The 22,232-nt window shown below is 68.0% G+C and carries 20 protein-coding genes and 2 tRNA genes; 10 read left to right on the forward strand and 12 right to left on the reverse strand.

The genetic code is table 11. From position 1 onward, the window contains the following. The first annotated feature begins 80 nt into the window (after nt 1-80). The 5 genes from gltX (at nt 81) to FJV41_RS23280 (ending at nt 3,061) form a co-directional block, all read left to right on the forward strand. Nucleotides 81-1,520 (forward strand): glutamate--tRNA ligase, encoded by a 1,440-nt coding sequence (gltX, locus tag FJV41_RS23260; protein ID WP_141644728.1) that lies wholly within the window; start codon nt 81-83, stop codon nt 1,518-1,520. 78 nt (nt 1,521-1,598) lie between these two features. Next, nucleotides 1,599-1,985: a hypothetical protein gene (locus FJV41_RS23265; RefSeq protein ID WP_246137366.1), complete on the forward strand. Its 387-nt coding sequence runs from the start codon at nt 1,599-1,601 to the stop codon at nt 1,983-1,985. Nucleotides 1,986-2,061: 76 nt separating this feature from the next. Then, nucleotides 2,062-2,132, forward strand: a tRNA-Gln gene (locus FJV41_RS23270). A gap of 114 nt (nt 2,133-2,246) precedes the next feature. Beyond that, nucleotides 2,247-2,318: transfer RNA gene (locus FJV41_RS23275), tRNA-Glu, on the forward strand. 62 nt (nt 2,319-2,380) lie between these two features. Beyond that, on the forward strand, nt 2,381-3,061 hold the full coding sequence (locus tag FJV41_RS23280; RefSeq protein WP_141644730.1) for a DUF2625 family protein: 681 nt from the start codon (nt 2,381-2,383) through the stop codon (nt 3,059-3,061). Between the two features lie 38 nt (nt 3,062-3,099). Here FJV41_RS23280 and FJV41_RS23285 read toward each other — a convergent pair whose 3' ends face one another. Beyond that, nucleotides 3,100-4,071: a response regulator transcription factor gene (locus tag FJV41_RS23285; RefSeq protein ID WP_174454974.1), complete on the reverse strand. Its 972-nt coding sequence runs from the start codon at nt 4,069-4,071 to the stop codon at nt 3,100-3,102. A 58-nt stretch (nt 4,072-4,129) separates the two neighbouring features. Between FJV41_RS23285 and FJV41_RS23290 the strand changes: the two genes are divergently transcribed. Further along, on the forward strand, nt 4,130-4,726 hold the full coding sequence (locus tag FJV41_RS23290; RefSeq protein WP_141644732.1) for a hypothetical protein: 597 nt from the start codon (nt 4,130-4,132) through the stop codon (nt 4,724-4,726). Here FJV41_RS23290 and FJV41_RS23295 read toward each other — a convergent pair. Both FJV41_RS23295 and FJV41_RS23300 read right to left on the reverse strand, forming a co-directional pair. Beyond that, the gene (locus tag FJV41_RS23295) at nt 4,698-5,855 is read right to left on the reverse strand and encodes a sensor histidine kinase (RefSeq protein ID WP_141644733.1); all 1,158 of its coding nucleotides are present in this window, start codon (nt 5,853-5,855) and stop codon (nt 4,698-4,700) included. The two genes, FJV41_RS23290 and FJV41_RS23295, sit on opposite strands and share 29 nt — an antisense overlap. 262 nt (nt 5,856-6,117) lie before the next feature. Continuing rightward, the gene (locus FJV41_RS23300) at nt 6,118-6,420 is read right to left on the reverse strand and encodes a DUF2795 domain-containing protein (protein ID WP_141644734.1); all 303 of its coding nucleotides are present in this window, start codon (nt 6,418-6,420) and stop codon (nt 6,118-6,120) included. Nucleotides 6,421-6,605: 185 nt separating this feature from the next. Here FJV41_RS23300 and FJV41_RS23305 point away from each other — a divergent pair, with 185 nt between their 5' ends. Continuing rightward, nucleotides 6,606-6,848 (forward strand): hypothetical protein, encoded by a 243-nt coding sequence (locus FJV41_RS23305; protein ID WP_141644735.1) that lies wholly within the window; start codon nt 6,606-6,608, stop codon nt 6,846-6,848. A 66-nt stretch (nt 6,849-6,914) separates the two neighbouring features. On the opposite strand, the gene FJV41_RS23310 is transcribed toward FJV41_RS23305, so the two are convergent. The 7 genes from FJV41_RS23310 to FJV41_RS23340 form a co-directional block, all read right to left on the reverse strand. Then, a complete protein-coding gene (locus FJV41_RS23310) occupies nt 6,915-8,162 on the reverse strand; it encodes a pyruvate dehydrogenase complex dihydrolipoamide acetyltransferase (RefSeq protein ID WP_141644736.1) in 1,248 nt (415 codons plus the stop codon). 5 nt (nt 8,163-8,167) lie between these two features. Next, the gene (locus FJV41_RS23315) at nt 8,168-9,154 is read right to left on the reverse strand and encodes a pyruvate dehydrogenase complex E1 component subunit beta (protein ID WP_141644737.1); all 987 of its coding nucleotides are present in this window, start codon (nt 9,152-9,154) and stop codon (nt 8,168-8,170) included. 53 nt (nt 9,155-9,207) lie between these two features. After that, complete coding sequence (pdhA, locus tag FJV41_RS23320) at nt 9,208-10,332, reverse strand: pyruvate dehydrogenase (acetyl-transferring) E1 component subunit alpha (protein ID WP_141644746.1); 1,125 nt, start codon at nt 10,330-10,332, stop codon at nt 9,208-9,210. A gap of 133 nt (nt 10,333-10,465) precedes the next feature. Next, nucleotides 10,466-11,212: an HAD family hydrolase gene (locus FJV41_RS23325; protein ID WP_141644738.1), complete on the reverse strand. Its 747-nt coding sequence runs from the start codon at nt 11,210-11,212 to the stop codon at nt 10,466-10,468. Nucleotides 11,213-11,267: 55 nt separating this feature from the next. Further along, nucleotides 11,268-12,827 carry a hypothetical protein gene (locus FJV41_RS23330; protein ID WP_141644739.1) on the reverse strand — a complete coding sequence of 520 codons (1,560 nt, stop codon included), beginning with the start codon at nt 12,825-12,827 and terminating at the stop codon, nt 11,268-11,270. A gap of 72 nt (nt 12,828-12,899) precedes the next feature. Further along, nucleotides 12,900-14,363 carry an MFS transporter gene (locus FJV41_RS23335; RefSeq protein ID WP_141644740.1) on the reverse strand — a complete coding sequence of 488 codons (1,464 nt, stop codon included), beginning with the start codon at nt 14,361-14,363 and terminating at the stop codon, nt 12,900-12,902. An 82-nt stretch (nt 14,364-14,445) separates the two neighbouring features. Next, complete coding sequence (locus FJV41_RS23340) at nt 14,446-15,126, reverse strand: NUDIX hydrolase (protein WP_141644741.1); 681 nt, start codon at nt 15,124-15,126, stop codon at nt 14,446-14,448. 141 nt (nt 15,127-15,267) lie between these two features. Between FJV41_RS23340 and FJV41_RS23345 the strand changes: the two genes are divergently transcribed. From FJV41_RS23345 to FJV41_RS23355, 3 genes are all read left to right on the forward strand, one after another. Beyond that, entirely contained in the window at nt 15,268-17,778 is a 2,511-nt protein-coding gene (locus FJV41_RS23345; RefSeq protein ID WP_141644742.1) for a bifunctional metallophosphatase/5'-nucleotidase, read from the forward strand. After that, complete coding sequence (locus FJV41_RS23350) at nt 17,778-19,775, forward strand: hypothetical protein (protein ID WP_141644743.1); 1,998 nt, start codon at nt 17,778-17,780, stop codon at nt 19,773-19,775. The genes FJV41_RS23345 and FJV41_RS23350 overlap by 1 nt, the downstream gene beginning before the upstream one ends. Before the next feature lie 80 nt (nt 19,776-19,855). Next, nucleotides 19,856-21,388, forward strand: a complete 1,533-nt coding sequence (locus FJV41_RS23355; protein WP_141644744.1) for a hypothetical protein — start codon at nt 19,856-19,858, stop codon at nt 21,386-21,388. 124 nt (nt 21,389-21,512) lie between these two features. On the opposite strand, the gene FJV41_RS23360 is transcribed toward FJV41_RS23355, so the two are convergent. Beyond that, nucleotides 21,513-21,815: a hypothetical protein gene (locus FJV41_RS23360; RefSeq protein ID WP_141644745.1), complete on the reverse strand. Its 303-nt coding sequence runs from the start codon at nt 21,813-21,815 to the stop codon at nt 21,513-21,515. A gap of 153 nt (nt 21,816-21,968) precedes the next feature. Then, nucleotides 21,969-22,121 carry a DUF6959 family protein gene (locus FJV41_RS56900; RefSeq protein WP_438616749.1) on the reverse strand — a complete coding sequence of 51 codons (153 nt, stop codon included), beginning with the start codon at nt 22,119-22,121 and terminating at the stop codon, nt 21,969-21,971. Between the last annotated feature and the right edge of the window lie 111 nt (nt 22,122-22,232).

Genomic DNA, 22,232 nt, shown 5'->3' on the forward strand with positions numbered 1-22,232 from the left:
CTCTCCTCGGCGCGCACCATACCTCAGCGTGCCCATCCGCGTTGACCCCCTACCGCCTCCCTGCTAATCCGCGCGCCCGTATGCCCACTGCCCCACGCGTCCGCTTCGCTCCCTCGCCCACCGGCTACCTCCACATTGGCGGTGCCCGTACGGCGCTGATGAACTACCTCCAGGCCCGGAGGTTCGGCGGCACGTTCATTGTTCGCATGGAGGACACCGACCGCGTGCGTTCCACCGCCGAGTCGGTGCAGGCCATCCTCGACGGGTTGGTGTGGCTGGGCATCGACTGGACCGAGGGCCCTGGCAAGGAGGGCCCGCACGCGCCCTACTTCCAGACGCAGCGCCTGGACACCTATCGCGAGCACTCCCAGCGGCTGCTCGCCGAGGGCAAGGCCTACCGCTGCTACTGCACGAAGCAGGACCTGGAGGCCCAGCGCGAGTCGATGGAGAAGTCCGGCGGCTTCTACAAGTACCCGGGCACGTGCCGCGACTTGAAGGGTCCTCCGGCGGGCCGTCGCGAGGAGGAGGCCGTCATCCGCTTCAAGATGCCCTCCACCGAGGGCACCGTGTCGTTCGACGACAAGGCGCTGGGTGTCATCACCAAGCCGTACTCGGACCTGGACGACTGGGTCATGCTGCGCGCGGACGGCATCCCGCTCTACAACTTCGGCTGCGTCATCGATGACCACCTGATGGAGATCACGTTGGTGGCGCGCGGGCAGGAGCACGTCAACTCCACCTTCCCGCAGCTGATGCTCTACCAGGCACTGGGCTGGCAGCCGCCCGAGTTCGCGCACCTGCCGCTCATCCTCGGGCCGGACCGCGAGAAGCTCTCCAAGCGCAAGCACCCGGAGGCGGATGTGATGCTGCACAAGCGCACCGGCATCATGCCGGAGGCGCTGAGCAACTTCGTCATCCGCCTGGGTTGGAGCCACGGCAACGACGAGGTCATCACTCGCGAGCAGATGGAGGAGTGGTTCGACTTCTCCGATGTCGGCACGACGTCCGGCGTGTGGAACCCGGAGAAGCTGCTGTGGCTCAACCAGCAGTGGATGAAGCTTCTGCCGGAGGCCACCGTCGCCGAGCGACTGGTGCCCTTCCTCGAGGCCAAGGGCTTCCAGGCGAAGGGCGACTCGCGGCTGGTTCCGCTGGTGCATGCGCTCAAGGAGCGCGCTCGCACGCTGGAGGAGATGGCCACCACGGCGGCGCTCTACTTCGGCACCGGCGTCACGCTCGACGAGAAGGCCGCGGCCAAGCACCTCGTCGGTGATTCGCTCGTGCTGCTGCGCAAGGTGCGCGACGGCGTCGCCGCGCTGTCCGAGTGGACGGTGGAGTCGCTGGACGGCGTGGTGAAGGCCGTCAGCGAGTCCTCCAGCGTGGGCATGGGCAAGGTGGCGCAGCCGGTGCGGGTCGCCATCACCGGCAACACGACGAGCCCGGGCATCGGAGAGACGCTGCTGCTCGCGGGGCGGGACGAGGCCCTGCGTCGCATCGACGCCGCGCTCACGCGGGGCGGGTGACGTACCGCCCGACGAAGCGGTGGACGTCCGCCGCTTCGGCACCTATCTTCACCACCCATGATGCGTGCACTTGACACCATGAAACGGCATTTCTATAAGGCGCGCCCGCTCGGTGCGGCGCTGTGTGCGCTCTGGGTGGCGGGGGCGAGTGCCGACGTGGTCAGCGGCGCGCAGCTTCCGGACGGTGCTCAGAAGGTGGGGGAGAACCGTTACAGGGTGCCGAAGGACTTCGAGGCGACGCTGGACTACTACCGCTCGGTCTATTCGACGAGCAGCTATCCACGACGGCAGATCGTCAACCAGCCGGGCGTGAAAGCGGTCCACATCACCAACCTCTCGGGGAAGAACTTCGCGGGGCTGAATATTTACGAGGCGAACGAGGAAGTTCGCATCTACATCGTCCCGACCCAGCAGGCGGTCAAGCCGGTGAAAAAGCCGGAGACGAAGTCGGGGAAGAAGAAGTAGAAGTCGCAGCAGCAGCCGCCCACCGAAGTTGTTGCAGTCGCTGGGCGGTGTTGGTAGTAGAGGCAGCCGCAGTGATTGGGGAATCGTCTAACGGCAGGACAGCAGACTCTGACTCTGCTTATCTAGGTTCGAATCCTAGTTCCCCAGCTCGCAGCACCGCAGTCCGCAGCACCTCAGGAAGCTCGAAATCAGAAGGTTGACGAGAGCAAAACGAGAATGTAGGAAGCAGCAGCAGAAACACGGTGGTTGCAGCGAAATGTCGGCCCTGTCGTCTAGCGGTTAGGACGGAGCCCTCTCACGGCTCAAACTCGGGTTCGAATCCCGGCAGGGTCACTCCGACGCCGCCTTCTGAAAAGAAGGCGGCGTTTTGTTTTTCCGGGGCACGGTGGCTCGCCATGCGGACGTTGCAGGAGCTGCTCGACGCAACCTCGCCCGCCTGGCCCCTCGTGCAGGAGTGGCTCGCCTCCGCGAGCAGCCCCGTCGAGGTTCTGCCTCGGGATGAAGTGGCTGCGGGCGAGGTGCTCCAGCAGCTTCAAGTGACGACCCGCTCCACCTTGGGCGCGGTGGCCTATGAAACAGGTGGGCTGCTCGTCGACCAGGGCTGGCTCCGAGTCCTGGGCAGCGGTGGTGTGCGGATGCGCGGGAGCCTGGCGAATTGGAATGCCCTGGGCGTGCATCTGGCGGTGGCACCGACACAAGGGATGCTGCTCGTCGCCCACGACGTCCTCGGTGGCCACTTCGCACTCGACGGCGGGGCGCTCGGCGAAGGACGTGGCGGCGCGTTCTACTTCGCCCCCGACTCGCTCAAGTGGGAGGACCTGGGACGCGGCTACTCGGACCTGCTCGCCTTCTTTCTTGGAGGAGATCTCTCCGAGTTCTACGGCGCGTACCGCTGGTCCGGCTGGAGCGAGGATGTCTCACGCCTCTCCCCGGATGAGGGTTTCTCTCTCCACCCTCCGCTATGGACAGCGGAGGGCAAGGACCCTGCCCTCGTGTCTCGGCGCGCGGTCCCCATGACGGAGTTGCTGAACGTCCAGCTCGAGTTCGCGCGTCAGCTCGACGGCACTGCCCCCTGAGGGCGCTCGCGTCCCGTCGCCTCCCCTGCTGAACCGACTCAAGCCGACGGCGTGGGGATGCTCCGACGGAACACGGAGAGCGCGGCGGCGAGCCGGTCCTGTGCCCGCTGCACGCCCCGGCGCAGGAGCAGCATCCGCACCTTCTCCGGAAGCGCGCTCGCGCCCTGCGTGCTGCCAAATCCCACCAGGTCCATGCGCAGGGTGATGGCCTCCAGCAGGTCCCCCAGGTCCGCCTGCGGACTGGCCAGCAGCAGCACGTCCGGAGGCCGTCGCTGGAGGCGCTCCGCCAGCGTGCGCCACTGTGGATCGCCCGTCTCGACAACGACGACGTCCACCGTCTCCAGCTCAGGCGCGTACGGCGCCACCTCCCGCACCTCGAAGCCCGCCTCCCTCAGCGCGCGGAGCGCATCCTCGCTGCCCACCACCGCCACCTTCCCCTCCAGCACCGTGCGAGAGGACTCCTCGTAGGCCCGCAGCTCCACCTCCAGCGCCACGTGCGCCGGCTCCGGTGCGTCCTGCCCTGCCGCCAACAGCGCGGCCGCTTCCCGGGCCTGTTCCCGCGCCTGCTCCCGCACCTGCGTCCCGGACGTCCGCCGCTCCAGCGCCGCCCGCACCTTGGCGCGCAGCACACGCAAGTCGTCGAATGGCTTGAGGATGTAGTCACTCGCCCCCGCGGCGAACGCGGCGATGACGGACTCGCTGCTCGCGTAGGCCGTAATCATCAGCGCCTCCATCGTGGGCTGGAGGTTGCGCGCCTCCGCGACGAGCTCCACCCCACCCATGCCGGGCAGGTTCTTGTCCGTCACCAGCACGTCGACGCGCTGCTCGCGAAGAATGGGCAGCGCATCCTCCGCGCTCGCCGCCACCAACACCACCAGGTCCGACTCGCGCTCCAATAGCCGCGCGCAGATGTCGAGCACGACGGGCTCGTCGTCCACCACCAACACCGTCGAGGCGAGCGTTCCCCCCTCCCCACCGCCGCCCTCACCGGTCTCGAACGGGAGATCCATGACTTGGGAGATTCGCACAGCTTCACGCGGACTTCGAGGCTCGCATGCGAGGGCCGCTATGCTGACGTCCGTGGCGAGCTTCGAGGACGCGTTGCTGGAGAACCGGGTGCCCCCGCTGCTGGGGGACGTGCGCCTGCGTTACGACGGGGGGCGGCTGCTGGGCGAATCCCTCCCTCCGCGCTGGGAGCGGAGAATGCTGCCGGGACTGTGTGTGGGTGTCGCCGTGGGCTGCGCGCTGGGCGCCGCCGTCATGGTGGGCCTCGAGAAGGGCGCCTTCCCCATCACAGCCGGGACGCTGGCCCTCGTCGCCGCGGCCCTCGTGGGAGTGGCCCTGCGATTCGAGGCCCGGCTGGGACGCCGCCGATTCGTGCTGCACTTCCGCTCGGAGACGCTGCGCCTGGAGCGGCTGGCCTGGACCCCCGGCGCCACCCGCTCGGAGCTGGTGCCCTTCGACGCCGTGCGCGCGGTGCACCTCGTCGAGCGTCCCGGGCCCCGCTACGCGCTCGTCGTGGAGTACGCCCCCGAAGGGGCGCAGCCCCAGCGCGCGGTGCTGGTGGAGGACGTACGCCGCTCGGAAGGCGAGTCACTCCACCGGATGTGGCGCGTGCTCAGCAACGCCTTCGGCCTCAGGGGAGCGGGGCTCGCCGGAGGGTGATTTCGATGTCCGTTCCCTCACCCGGCGTGGACGACAGCCGCAGGTTGCCACCCGCCTGCGTCACCAGCTCCCGGCAGATGGACAGGCCCAGGCCCGTGCCGATGCCCACCGGCTTCGTGGTGAACAGCGGCTGGAAGACGCGCTCCTGCAGGTCCATGGGGATGCCGCAGCCGTTGTCCGCCACCGTGAGGACCACGTCCTCGGGGCGTACGGACCAGCGCACCTCGATGCGCCCCTGACGTCCCGTGCCACCCATGGCCTGCGCCGCGTTGACCACGAGGTTGAGCAACACCTGGCACAACTTCACCGGACCGAAGACGACCCGCACCGGCTCGCCGTTGCTCGTCAGCCGCGCCCTGTCTCGCACCTCCGCCCGCGCCAGCTTCACCGCGAAGGAGACCACTTCGGCCACGTCCGCCGTGCCCTCCATGTCCTCGCCACGCGCCTGCGCGCGCAGCCCGAGCGCCACCTGCCGCAGATGCTCCGCGCCGTCCGCCAGGTCCTTGATGAGCGCGGGCAGGTCCTCCACCGTCTCCGCGACAGGAGGACTCGGGTCCGCCGGCAGGTGCTTCGACACGTACTGGATGACACTGGTCAGGTCGCGCTGCAGCGACGCCACGTTCTGCGACAGGTAACCCACCGGGCCCATCAGCTCGTGGGCGATGCCCGCCGTCACCTGACCCAGCGTGGCCAGACGCTCCGACTTCATCATCCGCCCTTCCACCTCGCGGATGCGCAGCTCCAGCCGGGCAATCTTCAGCGCGTCGTCCAGCGCCGCCTGAAGCTCCGAGCGGTCCCACGGCTTGACGAAGTAGCGCGTCACCTGGCCGCGGTTCACCGCGTCGATGACGGCCTGCATGTCCGCATACGCCGTGACGAGCATGCGCTTGGCGTCGGGCGCAATCGAACGCGCCCGCTCCAGCAGCTCCACGCCCGTCATCCCCGGCATGCGCTGGTCGGAGAGGATGACGCCAATCTCTCCCTTGCGCTGCTCGAGCAGCGTCAACGCCTCGCTTGGCGATGCGCTGCGGAAGATGCGGAAGCGTTGTCCGAAGTTCGCGTCGAAGACCCGCAGGTTCAGGGCGTCGTCGTCGACGTACAGCACCGCGGGTAGCTCAGACGGGTTCATGACGCTCCTCCTGGCCGGCTATCCCACGACGAGGCCAGGCTGGTGACGCCTAGGATAGCGCCTCCTCCGACTCCCTTTCTTCTGGGTGCCGACGGAACCGTCCCCCCGGGACGCAATGCCTCCTCAACTCTAGAGCAACCAGACAGGTTTGACCCCCAGGAAAATCCAGACGACCGCATGGTTCCCTGCCTGGGCACGGAGGTGCCAGGCGGCTTTGCATGGACACGCCGGGAGAGCGCCCGGCGCGCCTGGGAGGGAGGATTCAGCGGGGAGATGTGAGGGTGGAGTCGCGCGTCTCGGGGAGCTGCTCCGCGTGGGCGGCATCCTGCTCGAGGGCCACGGCCACCGCGTCCACGGAGGGGAAGCTGCCCCTGGGCAGCACGCCCAGCAGCGAGAGCACCGTGGGCGGGGCCTCGTTCTCCCGGGCCACCCAGGTGAGCTCTTCAGCGGTGAGGGGGAACACCGCGCCGAGCAGGGCCTGGTGCAGCGACTGCGCGAGAGGCAGCGGCTGGCCCACCCGCTCCTCCAACTCCGACACACCCTGGACGAGCCGTTCGCGTGTCATGTCGTCGTTCATTTGGACGAAGTTAAGCAGCGAACCGACGCGGCTGCCGGCCTTTTTTTCGTGCCTGCTCAGCAAGCGAGGGAACGGGCCTTGCGGCGAGGCCTCGGGGTGGACGCCTATCGCCTCGCGTCACACCGTTAACGGAGGGACTCCGCACGAGTCTCCACCCCCAGGAGGACAGCGCCATGGCGCACCAGGACAAGCCGGACGACGTGCCGCGCAATGCGGCCAGTGACAGCGATTACGTGGAGCACATCGAACACGTGGAGGCCACGCGCCCCGAGCCCTGGCCGGGCATGCGGGGGCGTTCGCTGGGAGACGAGCACGACCTGCCCACGGGCACGAGCCGCGAGCAGCAGGCGAGCGTGACGTGCGAGCAGCGACGACTGGAAGAGGAAGCGCGCCGCGAAGAGCCGACGCGCCAGTGACGAAGTGGCCCGCTCCCGTGCGCCCCGCGGAATGGGGCACGACGAGGAGCGGGCCACGAGAACGGCCTAGAAGAGCAGCCGCGTCGGGTGCTCGAGCAGGCCGCGCAGCTCCCGCAGGAACTCCGCGCCGATGGCACCGTCGATGATGCGGTGGTCGCACGACAGCGTCGCCGTCATCATCTTGCGAATCACCATCTGCCCGTCCCGCGCCACCACCTTGTCCGCCACCGCGCCCACCGCGAGGATGGACGCCTGCGGCGGGTTGATGATGGCGACGAACTGGTCGATGCCGTACATGCCCAGGTTGCTCACGGTGATGGAGCCGCCCGTGTACTCCTCGGGCTTGAGGGCGCGCTTGCGGGCGCGCTCCGCCAGCTCACGCACCTCCGTGGAGATCGCCTGGAGCCCCTTGGTGTCCGCGTCGCGGATGACAGGCGTGATGAGCCCCTGCTCCAGCGCCACGGCGATACCCACGTCCACCGAGCCATGGTGGACCACCTGGTCCCCCTGGAGCGAGACGTTGATCTTCGGGTAGCGGCGCACGGCCATCGCCACGGCCTTCACGATGAGGTCGTTGACGGAGACCTTGAGCTCCATCGCCTTCGCCTCCTCGCGCACCTTCACCGCGGCATCCATCTCCACCTCGAGGGTGAGATAGAAGTGCGGCACGCCGGGCTTCACCTCCGTCATCCGCTGCGCGATGACCTTGCGCATGGACGACAGCGGCTCGGACCGCGCCTCGGGCCGGGCCACCGTCGCCGCGGTCGGAGCCTTGCGCGCGACGGGCGCCGAGGGAGCGGCCGCCGGAGCCTTCACGCCCCGAGCCAGCGCCTCCTCGATGTCGCGCTTCACCACGCGACCCGACGGGCCGGAGCCCTGCACCTGGGCGATGTCCAGACCCCGGTCCTTGGCGATCTTCTTCGCCAGCGGGCTGGCCCGGACGCGTCGTCCCCCGGAGGCCACCGGTGCCGACGCGGCAGACGTGGCCTGTGCGGCGGGTGCTGGGGGCTTGGGCGCGGCGGCCTCGACGGGCTTCGGCGCGGCGGCCGGAGTCGGAGCAGCGGCGGCCTTGCCACCCTTGGGCGTGAGGTAGGCGATGGGCGAGCCGACGGGCGCCGACTGGTTCTCCCCGACGACGATCTCCGCCAGCGTCCCGTCGTCGTAGGCTTCGATTTCGAGGTTGGACTTGTCCGTCTCCAGCTCGGCGAGCGCCTCGCCGGAGGTGACCTTGTCCCCCACCTTCTTCAGCCACTTGACGATCTTCCCCTCCGTCATCGTCGGGGAGAGGCTCGGCATTTGAATGGGCGTGGCCATACGGGTCAGGCTCCCTGGCGGTACAACACCTTCTTCACGGCCGCGATGATCTTGGGCGCGTCCGGCTGGGTCGCGTTCTCCAGGTTCGCCGCATAGGACATGTTCACATCGAGCCCCGTCACGCGCTCCACCGGCGCGTCCAGCTCGTCGAACGCCTTGGACTGGATGATGTCCACCACGGAAGCGCCGATACCCGCCAGCGCCCAGCCCTCCTCGACGATGACGGCGCGGTTCGTCTTGCGCACGCTCGCCAGGATGGCCTCCTCATCCAGGGGCCGCAGCGTGCGCAGGTCCAGGACCTCCACGCTGATGCCCTCCTTCGCCAACTCCTCGGCCGCCTGCATGCAGAAGTAATACATGCGGCTCCAGGTGATGACGGTGACGTCCGTCCCCTCGCGCTTCACGTCCGCCTTGCCCAGCGGCACGACGTGCTCGCCCTCGGGCACCTCGCCCTTGAGCGCGTAGAGCCGCTCGCCCTCGAACATGATGACGGGGTTCTCGTCGCGGATGGCCGCCTTGAGCATCCCCTTGGCGTCCGCGGGCGTCGCGGGCGCAATCACCTTCAGGCCCGGGAAGTGCGCGTAGTTGGACTCCAGCGCCTGGCTGTGCTGGCTGGACAGCCGGCCACCGGCGCCGCCCGGTCCCCGGAAGACGATGGGGCAGCGCAGCTGACCGCCGGACATGTGGCGCAGCTTGGCCGCGTTGTTGACGATCTGGTCCATCGCGAGAATCGCGAAGTTCCAGGTCATCATCTCCACCACCGGACGCAGGCCCACCATGGCCGCGCCCACGCTCATGCCGCCGAAGCCCAGCTCGGAGATGGGCGCGTCGATGATGCGCGCGCTCCCGAACTTGTCCAGCAGCCCCTGCGACACCTTGAAGGCGCCGTTGTAGCGACCCACTTCCTCGCCAATCAGGAAGACGTTGGCGTCGCGCTCCATCTCCTCGGCGAGCGCCTGGTTCAGGGCCTCGCGGTACATCAACTCGGGCATCGTCGGCTCCGACTCGAAATCAAAAAGGTTGGTTTGGTCAGGGGGCGGGGGGACTAGCGGGTCAGGCCCGCCTTCTTGTCCGCAAGCTCCGCCTGCTCACGCGGCTCCAGGTCCCATGTCACCTTCAGCTCCTGGCCGCTCGGGTACGACGGCCAGTTCGTCACCTTCGTGCCCAGCACCCGCTCACGGGGACGCACGTCCGGCTCACCCGGCTCGACGATGGTGTCGCGCCACAGCTCTTCCAGGCTCGGCTCCGGAGACTCGTCCGCGAACTTCACCGCGGCGTCCACCTGCGCCTTCACCTCTTCTTCGATTCGCTCGAAGTCCGCGTCCGCGCCCAGGCCGTTCTTGATGGCGTAGTCGCGCAGCTTGGGGATGGGGTCGCCCTTGCGCTCCTCCTCCACCTCCTGCTTGGAGCGGTAGGTCGCCGGGTCCGCCATGGAGTGGCCACGGAAGCGGTACGTGTTCGCCTCCAGCAGCACGGGGCCCTTGCCCGCGCGGCACCACGCGGCCGCGTCCTTCACGGCCTCGTACATCTTCAGCACGTCCATGCCGTCCACCGGCTCGCCGCGCATGTCGTAGGCGGCGGCGCGCTTGTAGATCTCCGGCACCGCCGACGTGCGGGAGATGGCCGTGCCCATGCCGTAGCGGTTGTTCTCGCAGATGTAGATGACCGGCAGCTTCCACTTCGACGCCATGTTGAACGTCTCGTGGAGCGCGCCCTGGTTGGCCGCCGCGTCGCCGAAGTAGCAGACCGTCACGCGGTCCTCGTTGCGATAGCGGCTGGCGAAGGCCATGCCGGCCGCCAGCGGAATCTGCCCGCCGACGATGCCGTAGCCCCCGTAGAACTGGTGCTCGATGTCGAAGATGTGCATCGAGCCGCCCTTGCCCTTGCTGTAGCCGGTGCCCCGGCCGAACAGCTCCGCCATCACCATGCCCGCGTCGCTGCCGCGCGCCAGGGGCTGGCCGTGGTCGCGGTACGCGCTGAGCATGTAATCTTCCTTCCGGATGGCTTCGATGGGGCCCACCGCCACGGCTTCCTGGCCAATGTACAGATGGCAGAAGCCGGCGATCTTCCCCAGCGTGTACTGCTGGCCCGCGCGCTCCTCGAAACGGCGGATGAGGTACATCTTCCGGTACATCGTCAACAGCAAGTCTTTCGAGTACGGGCTGGCCACCGCGGGTGCCTCCATGCTGTCCGCCCCTCCTCACCCGGGGCGGCAAACGCCGTGCGCCTCATAGCGCGCGGCAGGGGGACTTCAAAGCCTTTCAAACCCCTCAGGGCCGCACCTGTGTTCCAGGCGCGGTGCGTCAGGAAACGAGGGTGAAATGCGGGACGCTGATGATGCCGTCCAACAGCGTCACCGGTCGACCGGAATGATCCGTGGCCAGGTGAATCACGGTGGCCTCGGGGAAGCGCACCCGGTAGTCGTTGGCGTGGGTGGGCTCGTTGTCGAAGGCGGCCACCACGGTGCCCAGCCGACCCAGCCTCGCGTGCGCCTCTCGCTTGAACGCGTCGTCGTCCTCGCGCAGCGTGGGCTTCATCAAGAGCAGCACCCGCGCGTCGTCCGGCACCGCCATGCCGTGGCGCCGCATGCAGGCGACGGAGCCCTCGCGCATGCCCTCGTGGCGCCCGGTGACGTAGACGAGCCGCGCGCCCGTCGCCACCACGGCGTGGGTGAAGGCCGCCGCGCCGTCGATGGCCTCGTCCACCTCGCAGTACTCGCTGGTGAAGAAGCGCTCGCCCCAGAAGCGGCGGGCCTCCGGGAAGTGGGCCTGCACCTGGGCTTCCTCCAGGCCACAGGCACGCATCGCGTCACGCATGTCCCAGCCGGAGGTCCAGTGCTCGGGGCCGCAGGCGGCGAGGCTCGCCACGGCCTGGGCCTCGCCATATTCCCGGAGGATGCGGGCCTGCCGGTGCCGGTTGTCGAGCAGGGTGGAGTCCAGGTCGAACGCCAGCACCGCCCGCTCGCCGAGGGAGCGGGCCCGAGCCAGAATGGCGTTCAGGCTGTCGCGCCAGTCGTCGCGGATGCGCTTCTTGAAGTCTTCGTGGGCCATGGGCGCGGCGAAGACTACCCGCGCGCGCCCGCCCGTGCCGCCGAAACCGCCCGTGTCAGGCGGCTGACTGCCATGGCATGGGGCCAGGGGGCGCGCCCGGCGCCGTGTCCGCGAAGCGCAGCATGCGCTGGATGCCGTTGCGGTCCAGCACCAGCCGCACCAGCTGCGTGCTCTCCTGGCGGCGGTCCGTCTCCTCCTCCTCCACCGTGAAGCGGAACACCACGTCCACGGGGTAGCGCTTGGCGCCCCGGATGTGCCCCACCGACAGGTCCGCCAGGTCCACGTACTCCAGCGCCAGCTCCGGCTCGTCCATGTCCCGCAGGAAGCGCTCCACGTTGAGCCGGAGGATGTCCGTGACGCCCGACAGGCCCCGGTCCGAGCGCGGCAGGAGGCGCGCGTCCAGGATGATGTGCTTGCGGTAGCGGATGACCGTCTCCGTCAGCTCGCCCTGGGACACGGTGAGGAAGTCGTCCTGGTGCCGCAGCGCCGCCACCGAGTCCGGCACCTTGGGTCCGTAGTCCACGCGCTCCTCGCACCTGCCGATGGTGCGCCCCGTCACCGGGTCCACCAGGTCCGCGGTGCGGTCCGACAGGTGCGTGGCCGCCACGCGGCTCGACAGCCGCCGCAGGCCCTCCTTGATGCGGTCCTTCATCATGTAGCCGACCACGGCGATGAGGAAGAAGTTGAGGCTCACCTGGGTGAAGCGGATCTGCGCCCACAGCGCCACCGCCGTGGCGAACGCCATCGCGATGCCCGCCGCCAGCGCGAACAGCACCTCTTCCCACCCCTGCCGCTTCTGCAGCCGGCGCGAGGACAGGAAGAGCACGTTCATGCAGAATTTCTTCAGCATGCCCAGCCGCTGGATGTACTCCTCGTTGTCGCCCGTGGGGCTCAGCACGCTGCGCAGCCGGTGCTCCTTGCGGTAGGACTCCTCGCGCAGCACCGCCTCCATCAGCCCCTTGCGCAGCCCCAGCCACGGCTCTCCGCGCGGCAGCGACTTCATGTCCGCCACCGAGCGCCGGAAGCCGTTCTCCACCAACAGGCTCACGTACTCGTCCACCAGCCGCAGCGACGCGCGGGAGCGCTCCTGCAGGCGCAGCTCCCCCACCGAGCGCAGCCACTGACGGAAGCGCGCCAGCACCTGCGTCACCCCCGCCTGCATCGCCACGACTTCCGACTCCAGCGTCGCGCACGCGTCGGTGGGCAGCGCCACTGGCCCCTCGCAGCGGGACTCCACGCCCGTGGCGAAGCGGCGCAGGGCCCCGCGCAGCACGCACGACAGGAGCTTCGCCTGGTAGACGACGTCCCGCTCCGAGCCCAACCCCGTGCGCAGCCACGCCTCCAGCCGCACCAGCGGCGAGGTGTCCGACGAGAGCAGTTCCTGAACCGCCATCACCGGCGTCTTGAAGCGCACGTAGTTGTGGATGTCCGCGTAGAAGTCCGCGCGGGGGTACGTCTCCTGGTCGATGTTCAAGCTGCCAGGGAGGAACAGATGCGCCTCCACGAGGTAGCGCGTCTCGTCCACGCCCGAGGGCTGGTACTCGAGCTTGATCTCGAACTGCTTCCGGTCGTGAACCTCGAAGCGGCTATGGAGCGGTGCGGGTGCCTGGGACACACCGCCACTCTACGTTACAACCCTGTCACGGGGGAGTGACGCCCCCGTGACGTCCAGCGGTCCACAGGGGGCTCAGCCCCTGGTACCAGTCTTGGGAGCTGCAACTGTCTGCGTGACAGCGGAAGCGCCCGAGGCGGGGGCGGCCTTGGACTGGGGCCGGGCGTTCCAGACCTTGGTGGCCAGCAGCAGTCCCGCGAAGGACAGGGGCAGCATGGCCAGGGGCCAGTTGCCCCAGTTGTGGGGGTCCTTGGCCACCTCCCCCGCCGGCAGGATGCGCCCGAGCAGCAACGACTGGAGCGCCGTGCCCGCATACACCGCGCCGTCGATGATGCCCACCGCGAGGCCCGCGTTCTTCTTGCCACCGAAGTCCATGCTGGCGGTGCCGGACAACATGCCGTGCACGCCGATGACACACAGGGACATGAAGATGACCGTCCACCCCAGCGCGGGGCTGCCCAGGAGGAACAGCGTGGCCACCGCGCCCACGCTCATGCCCGCGTAGAGCACCGCGGAGACAGGACCCCGGCGCGAGTCGAACACGCGGTCGCTGATGACGCCGGCGAACATGCCGCCAGTGATGCCCGCCACGCAGAGCAGCATGCCCCAGTTGGCCGCGACGAAACCGTCGGCGATGCCCGTCGCCTTCGCGAACTTGGGGTACCACTGCATGATGGCGTTGCGCATGAAGCCGCTGCAGAACTCCACCATCAGGATGATGATGATGGTGCGGTTGGTGATCATCTTCTTGAAGACGGGCCACACGCCCAGGCCCGCCTGGGACTCTCCGCTGGATGCGTCCGCGGTGTCGAAGTCCGGGTGACCCGTGTGGCTGGGCGTGTCGCGGATGACGAAGTAGTCCACCACCACGAAGGCCGCGAGGATGGCCGCGGGCACGAAGAACACCCAGTACGTGGGCGCCGCCTTGGCGATGAAACGGCTCCAGTCGTAGGCGAAGTACACGCCCAGGGAGATGAGGATGCCGAACACGCCGCCCAGCTGGCCGCGCTCGCGCACGTGGAACCAGGACGCGTTCACCTTGACGATGGAGACCGCGCCAAAGCTCTGGAAGTACATGTTGACGGCGTAGAGGAACGACAGCGTCCCCACGATTCCACCCGGCGGCTGCCAGCCGTCCGTGAGCACCTTGTAGACGACGATGCCCATCAGCACGTTCGCCACGGACGAGCCCGCGGCCGACAGGAGAATCGTCTTCCGCCCGCCGAGCCGGTCCGTCAGCGGACCGTTGAGCAGGAAGGCGCAGCCGTACACGAGCGTGCCCCAGAAGAAGATGGTGCCGAAGTCCGCGTTGGACGTGTGGCCCTTCATCGCGCTGGTGGCTTCGTTGAGGTTGTAGCGCCCCATGTAGAGGAACGCGTACGTCATCCCCAGTGGGAACCAGTTGAAGAAGCGGCGGCGGCGGAACGCGTCCGTGTGACCCAACTCCACCTTGGGCAGGCGGGCCAGCACGAGCGAGATGGCCCCCAGCAGGATGAGAATGGGCAACAGGTTGGCCAGCCACGGGGGCAGCGACGACATGCAGCGACCTCGTCAGTGGAGTGCGGAAACGCCGCGCACCCTACCCTGGCACGCGGCCCGCGAGAAACCCCACGGACATGTCTCAGCCCAGTCGGGCGAGCAGCCTCGTCAGCGACACCTCCGTCTTCGCATCCGGGATGTCACCGCGCCGGCACGCGTCGAGGACCTCCTGGAGCGTCCGCCACTGAAGCAGCGTCCCCTCTTCCAGGGGCGACCCATCCCCCTCCGGCTCCTCCTGCTTCACGTCCGTGACGTCCACCGCCGAGGGGAACACCTTCTCCGAGAGGATGCCCGGCGCCAGGAAGAACGAGCCCCCCAGCAACTGGATGTCCTCGGGGCGCACCGCGTAGCCCGCCTCCTCGCGGACTTCTTCGGCCGCGCGGCGCCGCAGGCCCTCCTCGCCCTTGTCCTCCGGCTCCAGCAACCCCGCGACGATCTCCTCCACCCGCAGGTAGCCCGCACCGGGGTCCGGCACCGTCATCGCGTCCCGCTGATCCTTCCGGAAGTATGCCGCGGGCCTCAGGTTCATCCGCGTCAACACCTCCAGTCCCGCCGCACCGCGTCGATAAACGAGCACCGACACCGCATCGAGTCGGGGCCTGTCCACCACGTCCACCCGGTAGACTGGCGAGGAAGAGCCGTCCGCGCGTCGATTGCGACACCGCAGGCGCTTCACTCGGAGGAAACCCTCGTCGCAGCGCGCCGTGGCCGAGAAATCCTCGATGATCTCGATGTCAGTCACACTGGAATGGCTCTGCCGCATGTCTGCCTGCTCTCCTGGAGTTGAACGGTCAAGGTGTGCGAGTAGGAATGCCATGGCGGCGTAGCTTGCCCGCCCGTGTCCGATACCGTACCTTGCGCGCGCTTTACTCCCGACGTCCTACCGAAACACGGATTCTTCCTGATGCGTCGCCTCCTGCTCGGCCTTCTTAGTGCCCTGGCCACCGCCTCATGCATGCCAGTGGTGGAGGGCCAGGACTACCACCTCGAGGGGCAGGAGGTGCGCCTCACGCTCCTTCATACCTCGGACATCCATTCCCGGCTCATCCCGTATGACTTCGCTCCGCTGAAAACGGACCAGGACCTGGGCCTCGTGCCCGAGGCCGGTCCCTTCGGTGGCGCGACGCGCATGGCCGCCATCCTCAAGCGCGAGCGCGCGAGGGGCGAGCGGGTGATGCACGTCGACTCGGGCGACTGCTTCCAGGGCGCTCCGATCTTCAACCTCAACAACGGTGAAGTGGAGTTCCGCTTCCTGTCGCAGGCACGTCTGGATGCCGCGGTGGTGGGCAACCACGAGTTCGACGCCGGCGCGCTGAACTTCACGCAGCAGGCCAAGCAGAACGCCACCTTCCCGCTGCTCGCCGCCAACTACAACTGGAATGACTGGCGGCAGAACGGCAGCAACGAGACGGGGCTGGAGACCTCGCCGTACACCATCCGCAACATCAAGGGCCTGCGGGTGGGCATCGTCGGCATGGCCAACATCTCCTCGCTCAACTCCATCGTCGAGGGTGGCAACAGCCTGCAGGTCACCCCCCTGGAGCAGAACGAGGTTGTCCGCGCCTATGTGGCGCTCCTGCGGCCGGTGACGGACCTCATCGTCCTCGTCAGCCACCTGGGCCTCACCGAGGACCAGGACGTCGTCCAGGGCTACGAGGCCTATTACGAGTACGGCCGCGCCCGCAGCTTCATCCGCCGCGAGGACAGCCCCTGGCAGGTGCTGGAGTGGTTCGGTCCGGAGGGCAACGAGAACTCGGTCGTCCGCGTGTTCGTCCCCGGCGTTTCCGGCGTCGACGTCATCATGGGCGGCCACCTGCACGTGGTGCTCAACCCGCCGCAGCTGCTGGCGGACCCGAGCGGCCGCAAGGTGGTGCTCGCGCACTCCGGCGCCTTCTCCAAGTACGTGGGCCGGCTGGAGCTGGTCGTGAAGATGCCGGACGTGCTCGGCACGGGTGAAGGCGGCGAGGTCCTCAGCCAGGACTACCGCGTGTTCCCCATCGACGGGCTCTGGTGCGACGACGCCATGCGCCGCTACCGCTACGACTCCAACATCTTCTGGGAGGACGGCCAGTTCATCCAGACCCCCGCCGTGCGCGCGGCCATCGACGCCTGCCGCGAGCAGGAGGACCGACAGACGACGCACCTGCTCCAGCCCTACATCATCGGGATGGACATGAAGCTGCAGCTCACGAACATCTTCGCGTACGCGCCCACGGACGTGACGCGCCGGAACAACTCGACGGGTGGCGACTCGCCGCTGGGCAACATCGCCGCGGACTCGATGCGCAAGCGTCGCCGCGTGGACGCGCAGATGGCGCTCACCAACTCGCTGGGCATCCGCGACAACCTCTACTCCGGCGTCGTGTCCCAGGAGTCGATGTTCAACGTGTTCCCGTTCGAGAACACCATCAACATCATGTACCTGTCGGGCAAGGAGATGCAGGAGATGTTCGACTTCGTGGCCGAGCGCTCCTCCGAGCGTGGCTGCGTGAGTCAGGCGCAGATCTCCGGTGCCAGCTTCACCATGGACTGCGCCCAGGTGCAGATCAACGACCTGCGCGTCGAGTGCAAGCTCTCGCTGGAGGGCGCGGACTGCCCCCCGGACAACCGCGAAGGCCACGCCCCCTGGCAGTGCATCCAGGACACGAGCACCTCGGCCACGACGGGCCGCTGCTACGCCCACCCCGGCACGAACATCGTGGTGGGCGGCAAGGCGCTCAACCCGTTCGGCACCTACCGCGTGGCGGTGAACGACTACATCGCCAAGGGTGGCTCGGGCTTCAACGTGCTCAAGCGCAACACCACGCGCCAGGAGACGGGCATCTCCCTGCGCGACTCGCTCATCGGCTACATGCAGGACTTCTGCACCTGCGACGACATCAACGCGGGCTACGCGACGCGTGGCAACCGGGCTGACGGGCAGCGCTGTGGCTCGCTGGTGAACGGCCAGTGGGTCATCAATGATCGCCTGCGCGCCTCCTGTCGGGAGATGCAGGACTACGAGAACGAGCTGTCCGCCAAGGTGGGGAGCTGCTCCTGTGAGGACCTGCTGCGCAACGGCTACAACCCGTCGAGCTGCGGTGTCGCCTCCGTCACCAACCCCGACCAGGCCCGCGCGGCCTGCATCGCCGCCAAGCAGGTGGGCACCTGCACCTGCGGAGATCTGGCGGCCCGGGGCTACAACCCGGACGGCTGCAACATCCCCGACGTCACCACCGCCCTGGAGGCCCAGGCCGCCTGCGCGGTCTCCGCGGGCCCGTTCACCGGCCGGTGTGACTGCCGCGAAGTCATGAGTGGAATCAACCCCGTGTGCGGAACGGTGACGCAGCAGCTGCGCAACTTCTGCACGAACCCGACGGCGATGCCCATCGCCGACGCCGTGGAAGACGGCCGCATTGGCCGGAGGGTGAAGTAATGAAGAAGCTCATGCTGCTGTCGGCGCTGGCCCTGGTCGGCTGTTACACCGAGGAGTCGCCTCAGCCGAAGGGCCTCGCGTCGTTCGAAGTCACCGTGAAGGGCTTCTACGTCGCGGACTCCAATCCGCGCGCGTCGCTGCCCGTGGTGGCCAGCTGCGTTGCCCAGCACGGTGGCACCCAGGCCGCCGTGCCCATGGAGCTGCGTGGCACCCCGGACTGCCGCCTGGCCATGCCTCGCGGGCCGGTGGATATCGACTTCGATATCCAGGCGGTGGACGTGAAGGGCCAGCCGATGGATGCGTTCAACGGCCCCGTCTCCTTCCGCACCGTCCCGGGAAACCTCACCGGCCCCTATCGCTACCGGTGGGTGCAGCTCACCAATGGCAAGGGCACGGGCACCGTGCGCAGCGCGCAGCTCTACGGTGAAGCCCACGTGTGGGTGGAGGACGAGCCCGTCCAGGTCGACTACGCCGAGGGTGAGGTCGTCGCCGGAGAGCTCCCCGAGGAGCCCGCCACGCGCACCTTCTCCACCGGCCTGTCGCGCTCCATGCACTTCGAGGAGCCCACCATCTCCACGGTGCAGGTGCCGCAGAACAGCGACCAGCTCACCGCGTACAACGGCACGTTCATGCGCATTGGTCGCGCGCCCGAGGCGGGCTCGCCGCTGATCCAGAACTGCGAGCCGGACGACCCGAACTACAACCAGCCGGTGACGCTGCTGGTGACGGGCACGGACCCGGGCGGCTTCTTCGTGACGGACCTGACGGCGTGCCGCGTGCGCGAGGGAAGCATCCCCGGCGCCAACACCCAGACGGCGGAGCCCTCGGGCTTCTTCCCGGGCCGCTTCAACGCCCTCTACATCTACAACTACTCCTTCCCGGAAGGGTTGGATCCGGGCGACCTGCTGTGGTCCATCGCGGGCTCCGTGCAGGAGTTCACGGCGACCACGCAGCTGACGTTCCCCTCGTGGAGCATCCGCGAGAAGGTCCGCCTGCTGCCCCAGGCCGAGTGGAACAAGTACCTGGCCCTGGCGCCGCCGACGGAGATCAACGGCCGGCTGTGCGGCTTCAGCGGCTCGCCCTACATCACGGACGTGATGTGCGGCTACAGCTACGGCAACTACAAGATGGAGGGCCTGGAGTCCTCGCTGGTGAAGATTCGCCGGGTGAAGTTCCCGCAGGTCTTCCGGAGCTGCGACGCCAACGGCAACAACAGCGTGCCCTTCTTCTGTCCCGACCCGCGCACCAACGTCTTCGGCGCCTGCGGCGAGGACGACCCCAATGACCCGGACGTCCCCGAGCGTAAGTGCAACGTCGACTGCACGCTGGGCCTGGGCGAGTACCGTGGGCAGATCTGCGCGGAGAAGACGACCTACGACAACTTCGGCCAGTTCGTGGTGGAGATGAACCCGACGGGCGCCGCCGAAGCGGGCCTGGACGCCACCGTGAACGGCCGACTGCACGCGCTCAACGCGCTGCCGCCCGTGTCCCCCGCCACCGAGGCGTGGACGCGCTCCTCCAACGCCTACACCACGGGCGTGACGGTGAACATCTGGTGCGACAAGGCCGTGAATGTGCGCTTCGGCGGCAGCAGCGTGCCCGGTGTGGCGACCAACGTCGCCCTGGCCGCGGCCACGCGCCTGGAGCACACGCTCAAGGACAACCAGTTGTTTGTGTGGGTCTCCGTGCAGGACGCGGTGAACGGCTCGGCCAGCTGCAAGGTGAGCCAGCACCCGCGTACCCGCATCAACCTGGTGACCAAGGACGCCGTACCGGACCTGGTGGTCAACTGCAGTGAGACGGATGCCGACGCGGAGCGCGCCGAGCAGTGCCGGTTCCTGCATGGAGCGACCTTCGACATCGTGGGCCATCTGCGCCACGTCAGCGCGGCTCGGCCTCGCTGGATTGTGCTGCCCCGAGATCAGGACGACCTCTGCTGCTACCCTGGCCCGGGCATGGAGTGCCCGCGTCCCATCGAACCTTGCGTGAATCCGTAGGCTTTTGACGAAACTCGCGCCCCGGGTCACCGGGGTGCAGGGAGGAGCGAACCCAAGCGGGCGCTCCGTGGAGAGGGACATTGAAAACGCTGCAGAAGCTGGCCCTGACCGGCCTTATCTCCCTGAGTGTGCCCGCCTGGGCCAGTGACTTCGTGGACACGCGTCTGTCGTTCGTGTTCGCGGACGACAACGTGCTCGCGGGCTCGGGTGAAACCACGCCCAACAGCCCCAACGCACGGTTTGGCGCGGGCAACCAGAACACCCAGTTCTACGACAACTTCAACACGCGCTTCTCCGGCTTCGAGTCGCTGTCGAACATCGTGCTCTACAAGCGGGCACCGGCGTTCTTCGAGGGACTGACGACGGAGGCGGCCCTGACGCTGCTGGTGCTGGAGCGGCCCAGCGGTCAGGTCGCCATCCAGGACAACTCCAGCTACATCCGGCTCAACTACCAGCCGCCGGGCTGGGGTGAGAAGGAAGGCATCTCGCTGGTGGGCTTCCCGGTGTCCGCGGACCGCTTCCGGCTGGGCTATGCGTACCGCATCTCCTGGGGCGGCAGCGGCGTGTTCACCACCCGCTCGGCCACCAACGGCGTGCCGGGTGCCAAGCTGCAGATCACCCGCGACAGGTGGTACGCGTACGTGGGCGGCAAGACGGCGCTGGTGCAGAACGAGCTCGTCCTCGAGGAAGAGACGCTCTACGGCGTGATGGCCGGCGCGGGCGTGGACATCCTGGAGACGCTGCGCGTCGAGGCGGGCGGCGGCTACTTCCAGAAGGGCCTGGTCCCCGGGCTCGCGACCCTGGGTGTGGAGGCGCCGGTGAACGCCGCGGGCGTGTCCGCGCAGGTCGTCTACCACGTGGGTGTGCCCGTCGGCACGAGCGTGGACTTCCGGCTCTACAAGAACGACCCGGAGATCTACGAGCGCTTCTTCGCTCCGGAGAAGTATCCGGGTGGCCTGTCCTACTCCGTGTCGCTGGAAGGCAGCTACCTGTCCCAGACGCTGGAGAAGCCGGACCAGTTTGGCGCGACCGAGCCCCAGGGCGCCACGGCGCTGGCGCTGCAGGCCCGCGCGAAGCTGGGCTTCCTGCGACTGAGCCTGCTCGGCCTGTACCGCAGCCTCTCGTACATCCAGTTCGACGTGCCGGGCTTCCCTCCGTTCCAGGACTTCCCCGAGGGGACGGAGCTGAACCCGGAGATCTTCCTGGCGTTGGGTGCGGACTACCACCTGCCGGCGCTGCACTTCACGCCGGGCTTCATCTTCGGCATCCAGCGTCCGGCGTCGTTCCGCAGCCCGACGTCGCTGCTCGGTGGCAACAACCCGCCGCCGAACCTGGTGGGCACGCGCACCGTCGTGGTGCGTGACGTGAATCAGCTGAGCATCCTGCCGGAGACGTGCGGTGGCTCGGGAGCGTGCGGCGCGGAGCCCATCTACTCCGCCAAGGCGACGTTCCGCTGGGACCTGTCCGACTCCGTCGCGGCGGTGGGCGAGGTCTACTACACGTACGACACCAACCGGACCACGTTCCGGGATGACATCACGGGCGTGGCGCAGGCCACGTTCGAGAAGCCGCACGCGCTGGGCTTCAACACGCTGCTGCAGGCGCGCTTCTAAGCGTTCGCTCGGTTGAGCAGACATCGCGGCCCGGTTCCCTTCGCGGGGGACCGGGCCGTTGTCGTTGGAGCGCTCGGGCGCCAGGGGACGAAGACATCCGCCTGCCCATGGCCGCACGACGGCCCTACCTCGTCCTTGCCCTGGCCTCCCTCACGGCACTGCTCAGGAAACGGAACAGGTCGAACGCAATCCCCTCCGGCCCGAAAGCAGGAACTTCGACGACCTGGCCCGAGTGCAGAATCACCTGAAGCGCGAGCGAGATCGGCTCCTTGGAGGGGAGAAGCACCCGCTCAATCTCGTCGAAGCGCACCTGCGTGCTCTCCGCGCCCGACAACACCGCGAGCCCGTCTTCCGTCAGGACGATGGCGCCATCCCTGGCGTGCAGGCGGTTCTCGTAGACACCGAACGCCGTGGCGGCGAGAGGCACCTCTGCACTCCACCAGGATGGCCGTTTGCCATGGGCAAAGGCGTAGTAATTCGCAACTCCGACTTGGGTGTCATCTCTTCGTGTTCGCAAACGGAAGTTACGCCCCGCATGCATTTCCATCGTGGCCACGCTAGTGCGCCCCCTCGTAGAACATCATGCCATTCGGGTGGCCCCCTGCCCCAGGGTAGCTCGCGGCTCGGACGCGGTGGTCACCAGGGAATGAAGTGTGTCGCCCTGGATGACGACACCTGGAAACCTCCGTCCTGGGAAACTGATGACAGCGTTTTTTTCTACACCGGCAAATATGACCTGAGCTCCTCCTCGATGGCTCGGAGGTAGCCGTCCGGGTTGGCTCGGAAGCGCCGACCCATGATGCGAGGGACGCGCCGCTGCTCTAGCTGAGCGCGCAGTCGCTGC

It is taken from the genome of Myxococcus llanfairpwllgwyngyllgogerychwyrndrobwllllantysiliogogogochensis, from assembly GCF_006636215.1.
GTDB lineage: Bacteria > Myxococcota > Myxococcia > Myxococcales > Myxococcaceae > Myxococcus > Myxococcus llanfairpwllgwyngyllgogerychwyrndrobwllllantysiliogogogochensis.